Source organism: Lysinibacillus sp. fkY74-1 (assembly GCF_053165895.1).
In genome coordinates this window covers 1,623,672-1,637,080 of the sequence record NZ_CP170173.1, presented here as the reverse complement: position 1 = coordinate 1,637,080, position 13,409 = coordinate 1,623,672, and the positions used below count along the sequence as shown (strand labels likewise).

The 13,409-nt window shown below is 39.7% G+C and carries 11 protein-coding genes; 4 read left to right on the top strand and 7 right to left on the bottom strand.

Translation table 11 applies throughout. The features are described from left to right. Positions 1-24: 24 nt before the first annotated feature. Positions 25-1,086, bottom strand: coding sequence for a DUF1835 domain-containing protein (locus ACE1MS_RS07680; RefSeq protein WP_036215481.1), 1,062 nt, complete (start codon positions 1,084-1,086; stop codon positions 25-27). Between the two features lie 142 nt (positions 1,087-1,228). Between ACE1MS_RS07680 and ACE1MS_RS07675 the strand changes: the two genes are divergently transcribed. Further along, positions 1,229-2,398 (top strand): pyridoxal-phosphate-dependent aminotransferase family protein, encoded by a 1,170-nt coding sequence (locus ACE1MS_RS07675; protein WP_447402813.1) that lies wholly within the window; start codon positions 1,229-1,231, stop codon positions 2,396-2,398. Between the two features lie 101 nt (positions 2,399-2,499). Here the strand turns inward: ACE1MS_RS07675 and ACE1MS_RS07670 are convergent, their stop codons facing one another. Then, complete coding sequence (locus ACE1MS_RS07670) at positions 2,500-3,828, bottom strand: D-serine ammonia-lyase (protein ID WP_012293814.1); 1,329 nt, start codon at positions 3,826-3,828, stop codon at positions 2,500-2,502. Continuing rightward, positions 3,818-4,291, bottom strand: a complete 474-nt coding sequence (locus ACE1MS_RS07665; RefSeq protein WP_031419490.1) for a YaiI/YqxD family protein — start codon at positions 4,289-4,291, stop codon at positions 3,818-3,820. The genes ACE1MS_RS07670 and ACE1MS_RS07665 overlap by 11 nt, the downstream gene beginning before the upstream one ends. Before the next feature lie 174 nt (positions 4,292-4,465). On the opposite strand from ACE1MS_RS07665, the gene gdhA reads away from it, so the two are divergent. The 3 genes from gdhA (at position 4,466) to ACE1MS_RS07650 (ending at position 7,527) form a co-directional block, all read left to right on the top strand. Then, a complete protein-coding gene (gene gdhA, locus ACE1MS_RS07660; RefSeq protein WP_012293812.1) occupies positions 4,466-5,839 on the top strand; it encodes an NADP-specific glutamate dehydrogenase in 1,374 nt (457 codons plus the stop codon). 214 nt (positions 5,840-6,053) lie between these two features. Then, positions 6,054-6,740 carry a phosphoribosylaminoimidazolesuccinocarboxamide synthase gene (locus ACE1MS_RS07655; RefSeq protein ID WP_031419487.1) on the top strand — a complete coding sequence of 229 codons (687 nt, stop codon included), beginning with the start codon at positions 6,054-6,056 and terminating at the stop codon, positions 6,738-6,740. Between the two features lie 133 nt (positions 6,741-6,873). Next, the gene (locus ACE1MS_RS07650; RefSeq protein ID WP_031419485.1) at positions 6,874-7,527 is read left to right on the top strand and encodes a Yip1 family protein; all 654 of its coding nucleotides are present in this window, start codon (positions 6,874-6,876) and stop codon (positions 7,525-7,527) included. A 38-nt stretch (positions 7,528-7,565) separates the two neighbouring features. Here ACE1MS_RS07650 and ACE1MS_RS07645 read toward each other — a convergent pair whose 3' ends face one another. The 4 genes from ACE1MS_RS07645 to ACE1MS_RS07630 form a co-directional block, all read right to left on the bottom strand. Next, positions 7,566-9,314: a methyl-accepting chemotaxis protein gene (locus ACE1MS_RS07645; protein ID WP_447402812.1), complete on the bottom strand. Its 1,749-nt coding sequence runs from the start codon at positions 9,312-9,314 to the stop codon at positions 7,566-7,568. Between the two features lie 229 nt (positions 9,315-9,543). Beyond that, entirely contained in the window at positions 9,544-10,746 is a 1,203-nt protein-coding gene (locus ACE1MS_RS07640; RefSeq protein ID WP_031419482.1) for an NAD(P)-dependent malic enzyme, read from the bottom strand. A 397-nt stretch (positions 10,747-11,143) separates the two neighbouring features. Beyond that, positions 11,144-11,974 (bottom strand): MBL fold metallo-hydrolase, encoded by an 831-nt coding sequence (locus ACE1MS_RS07635; protein WP_447402811.1) that lies wholly within the window; start codon positions 11,972-11,974, stop codon positions 11,144-11,146. 620 nt (positions 11,975-12,594) lie between these two features. Then, complete coding sequence (locus tag ACE1MS_RS07630) at positions 12,595-13,404, bottom strand: sulfurtransferase (RefSeq protein ID WP_031419476.1); 810 nt, start codon at positions 13,402-13,404, stop codon at positions 12,595-12,597. Positions 13,405-13,409: the final 5 nt, after the last annotated feature.

Sequence of the window (13,409 nt, the reverse complement as noted above, 5' to 3'; positions counted from 1 at the left end):
CCATCTTAAAACCTCTTTAAGTCTTCAGACTAAAGAGGTTTTTTGGCGTAGTTTCACATAATAATGCCGCATAGATTTAGGAATTCCTTTTAATACTAGAGTGCCATTATAAACTAAATATCGGATTCTATATTCTAAATAAAAGATGTTTGGCTGTTTCTCCATGCTAGCAAGTAGCTCTAAAAGAAATGTTCCAGTTTGAATAAAATCCACATGTCCCTGCTCCTGATGCATTTCTTTTAGCTTCTTCACGATGAAAGAGTCATAAAAATTTTCAGGCACCTCTTGAATATGCTGATGCTCCCATTGACGAAGTACTGCTGTTGATTCTGCCAAACCTTCCCATTGCTGTAGAAATTTTTGACGTCCCTTTACTGATAATCTCTTTATATCATACAGATTTGGATTCCACTGACGTTCGATCACTTGCTGTCCATTTGAATGTATAAGAAATATTTCATTGTGCTGATCACGCAATACATAGAGGAAAAACCGAAGCCCACATTGTTCTTCTATATGGTCCCCACACCAAATATAGATAGGTAGGTGACTAGGGATATCACGTATCTCTCGAATGGCATCTCTTATTTTAGTAGGACCAACAAAGTCATCCATCTCATCGTTAATATTTTCCATTAACCACTTTTGGCGGAATGCTTGTCCTCTTTCTTCATCAAGCTTCCACAGCGGTCCTATAGACAAATCCTCAGGAAAGCCAATGACATATTTAGGCGGAGCAAGTTCCACTCGTAAGGAGCCAGCTGCAGATTCTGAGCAAACAATATGTGCAACTCGGGCAGTTGTCGTCATCCTGTTTCTTTGAAGCTGAATGTAATCATTAATGGTGTCTACCAAATAGCTAAGGTGTTCCGCCGCAGCCCAAAAAGACCATCCCTCTTTAGGATCACTTTGTTCATGCCGAAATGTTGTAAATGGCTCTGATGGCGGAAGCTCATACCTCTCCCATTCTCCATTTTCCACGACATTTGCTAATGTAATGGAATCGAGCGTTTGAATTGTATATACAAGCACCTGATTGTGGTCGTACAAAAAATAGATAAATGGGTAGTGCATCACTGTTTCCATATCCTTGGTCTCCTTTTCAAATGATAGCTTTATACTAACCTCTTCCATTATTTATTCAAAAAGCAGCTAGTCCCTACAAAAAGTATGTTATTATTATAGTTAGAAAATTTTGAATTTCTGTCAAGTAAAGGGGATTGATAATATGTATGAAAATATTTTAAGACATCCGGGGCCGACACCGATTCCAAAGAGAGTTCAGCTAGCGATGAGTCGGGATATTTTTAGTCATCGGAGTCAAGAATTTGTAGAATTATACCGAAAAACGATTGAGGCGGTAAAGCCTGTCTTTGGCACGACACAGGACATTTTACTCTTGCCATCGGGCGGGACAGCTGCACTAGAGGCTGCGGCAGTCAATACGGTTGCCGCTGGTGAGGAAGTTGTGGTCATTACGGTCGGGGCATTCGGTGACTATTTCGTTTCCATTTGCGAGCAATACGGCTTCCATGTACATAAGCTTGAAAAAGAGTGGGGACAAGCTTGCACACCTGAGGAGCTACGGGCATTTTTACAGCCATTACAAAATATCAAAGCGGTTTTTATCACATATAACGAAACTTCTACAGGCATTTTAAACCCTGTTGCTGAATTAGCACAAGTGATTCAAGACGAAACAGATGCACTCGTTATCGTGGATGGCGTAAGCTGCATCGGTGGCGCGCCGGCTGAAATGGATGCTTGGGGTATTGATATTCTCGTGACAGGCTCTCAAAAAGCGATGATGCTACCGCCTGGACTCTCTCTTGTCAGTGTGAGCGAAAGAGCTTGGCAAGTCATTGAAGACAATCAAACGACAGCCTATTATTTAAATCTATTAAGTTATCGTAGTTGGGCTGAAAAGGGGATGACGCCAAATACTCCTGCTATCACGCTTATTGATGGCCTGCATGAGGTTTGTCAGTTAATTGAACAGGAAGGTGGCTTCCAGCAAACAATTGCCCGTCATGAACTCATGAAAAACATGGTACGTAGCGCTATGAAAGCATTACACATCGAGCTCTTAACTGAAGATCAATATGCCTCCCCTACCATTACAGCTATTATGGCACCAAAGGGAATTGAGCTTGGTGAATTCTTAACACACCTTAAGCAGCAATATCACCTAGATTTTGCAGGTGGCCTTGGTCACCTACAAGGTAAAATTTTCAGATTTGGCCATATGGGCTACTGCTTCCCAAGTGATATCCTACAAGCTGTATCCTTATTGGAGGCCGCGCTTCAAGACTTCGCTTATGACTTCCAGCCAGGCGCAGGTGTCCTTGCCGCTCAAGAGGTATATTTAGCAGCTCAACGTAAAGCATTGCAACGTTAATAAGAAAACAGGTGAAGCATTTTTCTTCACCTGTTTTTGTGCTTTGAATAGCTTGATTTGGGTAATACCTTCTCTTTTTTAAACAAAAAGTATGGTCATTGTTAAACTAAATCTCTGCTCTTAGCTAAATACGTGGCACGCATGCTATCAGGGACCATACTCCCTCCTGTTGCCCAAATCAGATGTGTTGCCTGTTCCATTTTGTCCGCTAAGTTATGCTTTTCCAAATAGCTTTGCCCGTTTTTCATTAATCGAATCGGTCCAAACATTCCCGCATGTGCGGATGGCTCTAAAAATAATTTTTCGCTATCCATTGCTAAACCTAATGAGGTAAACAATTCTTCATCCGTCACTGTATAGCAGCCGCTTATATACGTCTCCATTACTTTTCCTACAAACTTGGAGGCGCGGCCCACTGCCAGACCATCTGCTTCGGTTTTATTGTCTAATTCAATATCCTCTACGCTAATAGCATCATGAAGTCCAGTCATTAAGCCTAGCGTCATGCAAGGAGATGCCACGGGCTCCGCAAAGAAAATATGCACATGTTCACCAAATAGTTCTCGTAATCCGTAGGCAACTCCACCTGGTCCTCCTCCTACCCCACATGGTAAATAAACAAACAATGGGTTTGTAGCACTGACTGGCACATTCATATGTTCTAATTGCCCTTTTAAACGCATTGCTGCGACTGCATAGCCAGCAAACAAATCCTTAGAGTTTTCATCATCAATGAAATGGCACATCGGATCTAATTCTGCTTCTTGGCGTCCCTGTTCAACGGCAGCACTGTAATCACCCTCATATTCAACAACCGTGGCACCTTTTTCTCTGAGTAAAGCTTTTTTCCATTCCTTGGCATCACTCGACATATGTACAACGACATTAAAGCCGAGCTTCTTGCCCATAATGCCGATACTTAAGCCTAAATTTCCTGTAGAGCCAACTGCGATGGTGTATTGCTGAAAGAAGGATTGAAACTCCGCAGATGCTAAACGCCCATAATCATCTATTTTTTGGAGCTTTCCACTCGCCAGCGCCAGCCTTTCAGCATGCTTTAAGACCTCATAAATGCCTCCACGCGCCTTGATGGAACCTGAGATAGGTAAAGCATGATCGGATTTTAAAAGTAACTGACCTTCTATAAGCACACCATATTTATTCTCAATCGCACCTTTCATAGCAGGGATTTCTTGAATACCTGATTCGATTAATCCATTACTTGCCACAAGCTCAGGGAACGCCAGCTTTAAATATGCGGAAAAGCGTTGTAACGTTTCCTCTGCCTCCTCCACTTCTTCCATAGTAAAAAGCGATGTTGCCGGATTCTTCACTCTATTTGTATTTTCCCAAAGTACAGTATCTTTTGCCGCCATCAATTTCAACTGTGGAAACTGCTCTAAAAAATCATGTTTAAGTTCATTTTTCACCTGTAGAATCCTCCATTTTTTGTGCAGAAATCGCTCGTTCACAAATTTGTCGAAATTTCATTTCAAACGAAATATTGTTTTCTTGTGTCCTTTTTTTAGGGCCCTTGGTACGTCCACCTGCCCTTCGAATTTTTTGACCGACATGACGCATATCGAGCAAACGTTCGATATTTTCATTAGACATTTCTCGTCCATTTTGATCAATAGGATACCCTCCTCTTGCTAAAACCATTGCCGCAAGCCCGTAATCCTGTGTAATGACAATATCATGTTTTGAAAGCGCGTTCACTAGCGTAAAATCAACCGAATCAGGACCTTTCGGTACAATAATTGTTATTACATTATCACGTTCCACACGGTGGGATGTATCGCAAAATAAGATAGTTTCAATCTCAAACTCAGATGATACAGATAGCGCCAAATCCACTACTGGACAGGCATCAGCATCTATAAGAACCTTCACAATAAGGCATCATTCCTTTCTCATAATTAGATGAATACTAATACAATAAATTATTTTAAAATAATATTTACATGACCCCTCTTGCTCAATTTTTCACAAACTCAAAAAGTATTTTATTGAATAGTTTGAAAAATAAATATACGATACACCTATCAACTAAATGGGGGTTTTACTATGACAATCACAACTGTTAGCAATGAACAATTAGCTAAAGAATACGTAGATGGCGTATTCGAGCAACTTAAACAACAGAACTGTCATCAAGCGGAGTTTCTACAAGCAGCTGAAGAAATTTTTATTTCATTAGTACCTGTATTCGTCCAACATCCTGAATATATTAAGGCCAATATTTTATCACGTATTGTTGAGCCTGATCGCATCATTTCCTTCCGTGTCGCTTGGCAAGATGATCATAATCAAGTCCAAGTAAATCGTGGATATCGTGTACAATATAGCAATGTCATGGGGCCTTATAAAGGCGGTCTACGCTTCCACCCTTCGGTAAATGAATCCATCATTAAATTCCTTGGCTTTGAACAAATCTTTAAAAATGCTTTAACAGGCCAACCAATCGGTGGTGGTAAAGGTGGCTCAAACTTTGATCCGAAAGGTAAATCAGATTCTGAAATCATGCGATTCTGCCAAGCGTTCATGACTGAATTATACCGTCATATTGGTCCAGATGTCGATGTTCCTGCTGGTGATATTGGTGTAGGCGCTCGTGAAGTAGGTTATTTATGGGGGCAATATAAACGTTTAACGAAAGCTAGTGAATCAGGTGTATTAACTGGGAAAACTCCTGGGTATGGTGGCTCTTTAGCACGTAAAGAGGCAACGGGTTACGGTACAGTTTATTTCGTTAATGAGATGTTAAAAGATGTGAATGATTCATTTGAAGGAAAAACTGTGGTCGTTTCTGGTTCTGGAAACGTTTCGACGTATGCAATTGAGAAAGCACAGCAATACGGCGCAAAAGTAGTTGCTTGCTCTGATTCCTCAGGCTATATTTATGACCCAGAAGGCTTAGATTTAGATGTCATTAAAGAAATCAAAGAAGTAAAAGGTGATCGTATTTCAACTTACGTAAGTTACCGACCAAACGCTACTTTTACTAATGGCTGCACTGGCATTTGGACAATTCCTTGTGACATTGCTCTACCATGTGCAACTCAAAACGAAATTAATGGTGAATCAGCTCGTACATTAATTTCTAATGGGGTCAAAGCGATTGGTGAAGGTGCCAACATGCCTTCTGATCTTGAAGCAATTAATGAATTCTTAAATGCAGGTGTATTATTCGGACCAGCAAAAGCAGCGAATGCTGGAGGAGTTGCTGTATCTGCTCTTGAAATGGCACAAGATTCAAGCCGCGTATTTTGGTCATTTGAAGAAGTAGATGCGAAACTTCATCAAATTATGAAAGATATTTATTCAGATAGTAAAGCTGCTGCTGAAAAATACGGCTTCCCTGGCAACTTAGTTATGGGTGCAAACATCGCTGGCTTTATTAAGGTGGCAGATGGAATGCTTACTGAAGGAATTTATTAATTACTGACCTAGCAATCTAGCATAAATCCACCACCCAGTTACGAAGCATTTCAAACACACAAGGTGATGACGATTATTCGTTATCACCTTGTTTTTTATTGCAAATCAGCAATAAATGATATAAATAAACACACAAAACGAACATTTTTCATATTAAATATTTAAAATATTCGTGTTATAATTTTAGAGTACTATGAATATTGGAGGGTTTTTTGTGGAATTATTGTATACAGGGAAAACGAAGAATGTGTTCAGATTAGAAGACGGTCATTATTTATTAAAATTTAAAGACGATGTAACAGGTGAAAACGGCGTGTTCGACCCAGGCGCTAATACGGTTGGCTTAACAATGGATGGTGCTGGCTTAGCGGGTTTACGCTTAACTTCTTATTTCTATTCTAAATTAAATGAACAAGGTGTTCCTACTCACTATGTAGATGCAAACTTTGATGATGCAACAATGACTGTAAAACCTGCAACAGTGTTCGGGAACGGTTTAGAAGTAATTTGCCGCTTTAAGGCAGTTGGCTCATTCCTACGACGCTACGGCGCCTATGCGCAGGAAGGCCAAGATCTTGATGCCTTTGTGGAAGTTACCATTAAAGATGATGATCGCCAAGATCCTCCAATCTCTGAAGATGCATTAGCTATGTTAAACCTGTTAACACACGAAGAATATGCCATTTTAAAACAACGTACAATTGAAATTTCTAAATTTGTAGGAACTGAGCTTGCTAAAAAGGGCTTAACGCTTTATGACATTAAATTGGAATTCGGCCGTGATGCCCAAACTAATGAAATTTTATTAATCGATGAAATTTCTGGTGGTAATATGCGTGCTTACAAAGGTGAGCAATATATTAAACCATTAGAGCTTGAAAAAATTATACTAAGTAACTAAGAAGAGTCGCCGTTATGCGGCTCTTTTGTCATGAAAATAACTTATTTTTACTTTCTACGAAACTTTTCACTGTGTCGCTCGTATACTAACTATGCGTAACATGCAATTATTCTATTATTTTGGAGGTAGTTTAATGGAAAATTTTAATGACACACAAAATGAAGAAAGGCCAAAGATGAATCCGTTTATATCCGTTTGGTTACATCCAAAGCAAACCGCTCGCTATATGATTAACGAAAAATCAATCGGCTTTGCTATTTTGATTATGTCCATCGGTTATATCGGCTCTATCATGTCAGGGCTGACGGATTCGGAGTTTTTCACTGAACTTTCCCCTTGGTTATTGGCTTTACTGTGTGTAATTTTTGCTCCAATCGCTGGTATTATTGGGACAGCTATATCCGCTCTCATCACATGGCTATTTGGTAAGCTATTTAAGGGTACTGGTACGTATTCAGACTTATTTAAAGGGCTGAGCCTTACAGCTGTACCATTTATAGTGCTTATTCCATTTTATTTAATCTGGTTAATCACTTCTCCGGAATCCTTATTAGATCCAAACTTTATGGGCTCACTGCCATGGATTTTTTGGCCAGCCATTTTAGCTTCTATTGTTGTCACTATTTGGTCTTTCGTCATTTCTGTCGGTGTGGTAGCAGAAGCACACCAAATCACTAATTGGATGGCCTTTTTCACGATCTTTATTCCAGGAATTATTTTATTCATCTTGTTCTTCGTTCTATTCTTCATTATCCTAGTTGGGGCTATCGGAGTAGGCATGATGTAAAAAATCTCCCCTCTCATTTAAGAGAGTGGGAGATTTTTTTACAGTTTAAATTGGGCAACCAATGTCTTTAATTCTATAGCCAATGTTGATAATTGGGCTGATTTCCCCGCCATAACCTCCATTGAGCTACTTGTCTGTTCTGTTGTCGCTGTCGTTTGCTCCACACCTGCTGCAGATTCTTCTGCGACCGCAGCTATTTCTTGAATAGCACTATTCATTTTTTGACCATCTTCCGTTACTTTTGATAAATTTTTGGAAATCAATTGAACACTTTCTACAACATCATTAATAGAATCACTAATCGTCGTAAACGTTTCACTCGTAGCTTTAATTTGAGTTGTCCCTTCTTTTACCTCCTGATAGCCATCCTCTAATGAGCTCGTAACAACATCAAAATCTTGCTGAATATTTGCTACAATTGTTGTAATATCATTGACTGAATAGCCTACTTGTTCAGCAAGCTTGCGTACTTCATCCGCAACCACCGCAAATCCCTTGCCATGTTCACCTGCCCTAGCAGCTTCAATCGCGGCATTTAAAGCTAATAAATTGGTTTGATTGGCAATATCTTTAATGACCACCACCAATTTAGAAATTTCCTGTGCTTGGGCATCTAAATTTTTTACTTTCTCTACTGCATTTTGTACAATACTATCAATCTTTTTCATTTGAGAATTCGAAGATGTCATGAGCTGACTTCCTTCATTGGTTAAGCCTAACACTTCAAAAGAAGATTGATGAATATGCTCACCATACTGATTTGTTTCACGCAAATCCGCAGTAAAACGTTCCATCAGGGAAGTTAATTCGTTCGAATGATGTGCTTGTCCTTCTGCCCCAGATGCTAATTCATTCATTGTTATCGCCACTTGCTCTGCACCCATATTTACTTCATTGGCCGATTGTGAAAGCTCCTTACTAGAAGTAGTAATTAAATCAGATGCTTGAGCAATATTGTGTATCATGTCCTTCAATTTAGATTGCATTTGATTCATAGCGTTTGCCAGTTTGCCAATTTCGTCTTTTGAGCGAATAGACATACTTTCTTGCGTCAAATCACCCTCTGCAAATCGCTCCATCGCTTGGACCACTCGGTTGATAGGTTTAGCCATACTACTTGCATACTGCCAAATAACTAATATCCCAATAATAATAGCGACACCAATTACAATCATCGTTAATTTCAAAATACTCTCCGCTGGTTTATTAAAGTCTGCTAAATAGGTACTGGCACCAATAACCCATCCCCAATACGGATCAGTTTCTGCATAGACCCCTTTATCCTCTAGTTGATCTGAATTTGGTAATGGCCACGAATAGGAGACAAATCCACCACCTTCATTCCCCTTGGCAATGATTTCTTGCATATACTTAACTCCATTATCATCCTGTTCATCCCAGACATTATTTCCCTCGATGTTCGGATGTGCAATAGAGGTCCCCTTTTGGTCTACAACAAAGATATAACCATTCTCACCTAGTTTAATATTTTTATTAATAGGTCGCTTTCCTTCATTATCCTTTTTCCCTAAAATAGCGACCTTCACTTTCTCTTGTGCTTCTTCTAAAGTTAAATTACCTGCCTCTACCTCTTGATTAAACTGTTCAATCATGGCAATGGTCATTTCCACACTGTTTCTTAAGTTTTCTTTTCCCACCGACTCTAAATTTGATTTACTTTGTTGATAGCTTAGATAGCCTAAAATAATCAAGGGAATCATTAAAAGCAATAAAGAGAAAGCAATCAGTTTGCCTTTAATAGATCTAAATGGAACGAATGTATTCATGTATTTTTTCTCCTCTTTAAATAGACTTAAGACCTATTTCGTTTCAAAAACATTGCAAAATTATGTATTTATACTTTTCAATCCATTGCACAAGTCATTACCTTATACTCACCAATTTTATTACATAAAAAACCAAACAACAACATTTTTCGAGCAAATTCGATAAAAAAATGTAGAAAAGCATTTCTTTACTTTTCTACATTTGCCATATTTCGATATCTGTAATTTGTTAAACTGTTAGCGCTGTAGTTTGTTGGAACAGTTCCGAGACTCCAGATTCGACCGCTGCACCGCTAACTGCACGAGAGACAATGGCAACAACACGTTCATCTAATGACTTAGGAACAATATATTCCTCCGTAAGCTCTTCATCACTAACAAGTGAAGCTATTGCTTCCACAGCAGCTAGTTTCATGGTTTCATTGATATCCGTAGCACGTACATCTAATGCGCCACGGAAAATGCCAGGGAACGCCAGGACATTGTTAATTTGATTCGGATAATCCGAACGACCCGTACCCATTACACGAACTCCCCACGCCTTGGCATTTTCATACGTAATTTCTGGATTTGGGTTAGCTAATGCAAAGACCACCGGGTTTTCATTCATAGACGCAATATGCCCCTCTGTTAATAGATTGGCAACCGAAACACCAATAAAAACATCCGCACCAACGAGCGCCTCACTCAACGTACCATGTATTTTCTCTGGATTTGTCAAATGAGCAACCGCCTCTTTAATTGGATTCATCCCCTCTTTACGTCCCTCATAAATAATACCTTTTGTATCACACATAAAAATATTTTTATAGCCCATTTGCACAAGGATTCGTAAAATAGCAATCCCTGCTGCCCCAGCGCCATTGATGACGACCTTCATTGTCGCAATATCCTTTTGCACAATACGATTCGCATTAATCATAGCGGCACCTACTACAATAGCTGTACCGTGCTGATCATCATGGAATACTGGTATATCACATTCCTGACGCAGTCGATCCTCAATTTCAAAACATCTAGGTGCTGAAATATCCTCTAAATTCACCGCCCCAAACGTCGGAGCAAGCGCCTTCACAATGCTGACGATTTCATCCGTACTTTTTGTATCTAAACATATTGGAAAAGCATCAACATTGGCAAAACGCTTTAATAAAATCGCTTTCCCTTCCATAACTGGTAATGCAGCTTTAGGACCAATATCCCCTAATCCTAAAACTGCCGTACCATCTGACACAACTGCCACCATATTCCCCTTCATTGTATAGTCATAAACCAGCGATGGGTTTCTTTCAATTTCCACACATGGTGCAGCCACTCCAGGTGAATAAGCAAGACTTAAATCATAAGAATCCTGTACTGGAACTTTTGAAATCACCTCTAATTTACCGCTATAATGTGCATGCATTTCTAAAGCTTTCTTCATGACGTCCATTCCATCCCATCCTTTTCCCTTTGTTTTTCATTATATTTTAGAATCATATTACTTTGTGAAAATATAGTCAACGAATTTTCTGTCAATTTATTTTTCATTTCGAAAACACAGCATTACAAGACTTCATACACGCCTTTCTGTCAAATTAAACTTTTCACAATCAATTATTTTAAAATAGTTAATATCATAAGGATGAATATTGGGAAATGTACAACTATCGCCTTTCAAGCTGTTCAATATTTCACATAGTATTTTTCTTGTGTAAAAGAGAATTTTTTCACAAACTTTTGTAAGCGTATCCATTGAGCCAAGTGAGTTTGTCACAATTTATTCACATTTTTTCACAAAGTTTTTTACTATTGCTGTTACCGCATTTAAGCCCAACAAAAAAAGAGCCCTATTGCAAGGACTCTTCAGTAAAATGACGAATAAATGCTCTGATTATATGCTTAGAAGACCATTGATCGCCAGACACTTTAATAATGGGATACTCTCGAGGGAAAATATTGGACGTCATCTCCTCTACTGAATAACCTTGTACAAACAAGTGACGAACCTTCTCTTCCATTTCTTCAATATACGCTATTTTTTCTAGTATTCTATTTCTGCCATCTGTTAAATAGCCTGCATGACAACAATAAACTTCGTTAAAATCATAGGTTAATAATTTTTTTAACGATGCTAAGGTATGTACAATATTTTCTTCATCGAGTACTACCTTCGTTTTCGTTTGAATGTATAAATCTCCCGTGAACACAGCACCTGATTGACGATTATAGAAGGCCAGATGATCTGTCGTATGTCCAGGTGTTTCAATAACGTCCCAGACAGCTGTTTTTGTTTGCAATGTAGTGCCTATTGGCTGCGCTAGAAAAGCTGGCCGCTCCCCCCATAATGCTTGACGGTACAAAGGATAATCACCCTTCTTCGTACAAGCCTGAAGAGATTCACGGTGAAGATAAATAGGAATATCCATTTGCTGTTGAAGCCAGGCGGCATTGCCCGCATGATCCTCATGCGAATGAGTAAGGGCAATTTGCTCCATTGGTAGCTCCTTAAAAAATGATTGAAACTCCTGTGCCAGCGAATTTGAGCCTGTATCGATTAATAAGCCATCAACAAAAAAGCTATACACACTCATACCAAACCCCTGAACAGCTACCTTTCCAAGTGCACATTGTACATCACCATGGCGTTGAACTCCTATGCTCGTCTCACGTTTAAACATCCACTTTCCCCCTTTTAAAAGAGTGTAGCATAAAATGAATGGTGAGTCATTTTGAATTCGATCGGCTTTTTTAAGGGTTGGCTATCCGTTTGTTTTGGCATTTGAGCCATAGATTCAGTAACTCTATCTATTTGTTTCGAGCGAGCTAGACGGGAGACGCTTTTTTGGCTCTATCCGTCGGTTTTGGCTTTCTATCCCCCAGTTTCAGCTTCCTATCCGCCACTTTTGGCATCCTATCCGTCACTTTCTCCTTTCTATCCGTCCGTTCCAGGATTCAGCCCTACCTACGTATATCAAGCAAGCTAGACAGCTCTTTTTCCGCTCTATCCGTCACTTTTGTTATTCTATCCCCCAGTTTCAGCTTCCTATCCGCCACTTTTGGCATCCTATCCGTCACTTTCTCCTTTCTATCCGTCCCGTCCGTTCCAGGATTCAGCTCTACCTACGTATATCAAGCAAGCTAGACAGCTCTTTTTCCGCTCTATCCGTCACTTTTGTTATCCTATCCGTCACTTTCTCCTTCCTATCCGTCACTTTCCCACTTCTATCCATCACTTTCCCCCGCACCCGATCCACCACCAAAAAAACGCCCACCAAAGTGAGCGTTTTTGCTTTAACCCTTATTCATTTGTACCTTTTTCAACCTCATATTGTGTAATCCAATCACTAAAGCTACCTACGTATAACTGAATGTTTTCATAGCCTTCATCTGCTAATACGGCATAAAGCGGGGATGCGGTTACACCACTGCCACAGTAGACAACCACATGTTCATCTTGTGCAACTTTTTGACGCAATGCATCGTTAGCCTGCAATTGTCCATCTTTCTTTAATTGCTCCCAGTCAAAGTTTTTTGCTGTTGGTATATGACCTGCTACTTTATCTAATGGCTCGAATTCCCCACGATAACGCTCAGCCGCACGAGCATCGAGTAAAGTTGCTTTCACTTCTCCGTCCACAATCGCCTTTACTGCTTGGCGTGGTGCATACAGCTCATCCTTCCAATCAAAATCAATGATTGTTGGTGGGTATTTTACGACGTCTTTTGTAAATGGCACTTTCGTTTCCAATGCCGATGCTCCCCCGTTAACAATGACAACATTTGGGAAACCAGCATACGTCAGCATCCACCAAGCACGTGGAGCGAAAGGTGCTGCTCCTTGATCATAGATAACGATTTGATCTTCATAACGTAAGCCTAATTCTTGAAATACAGATGTCAATTTTTCTTTGTTCGGCATTGGGTGACGACCGTCTTGACTGTCCATATCAGATAGCTGCTGCTCTAAATCCATATGGATTGCTCCTGTTGCATGACCTTCTTCAAATGCTTTTTTTCCAGCTTCTTTGTCTTGTAAATCAAAACGAGCATCGATAAAACGGACACCATCAAACTGAATTTCATCTACTGATTTGAATACTTTTCCCATAGGAA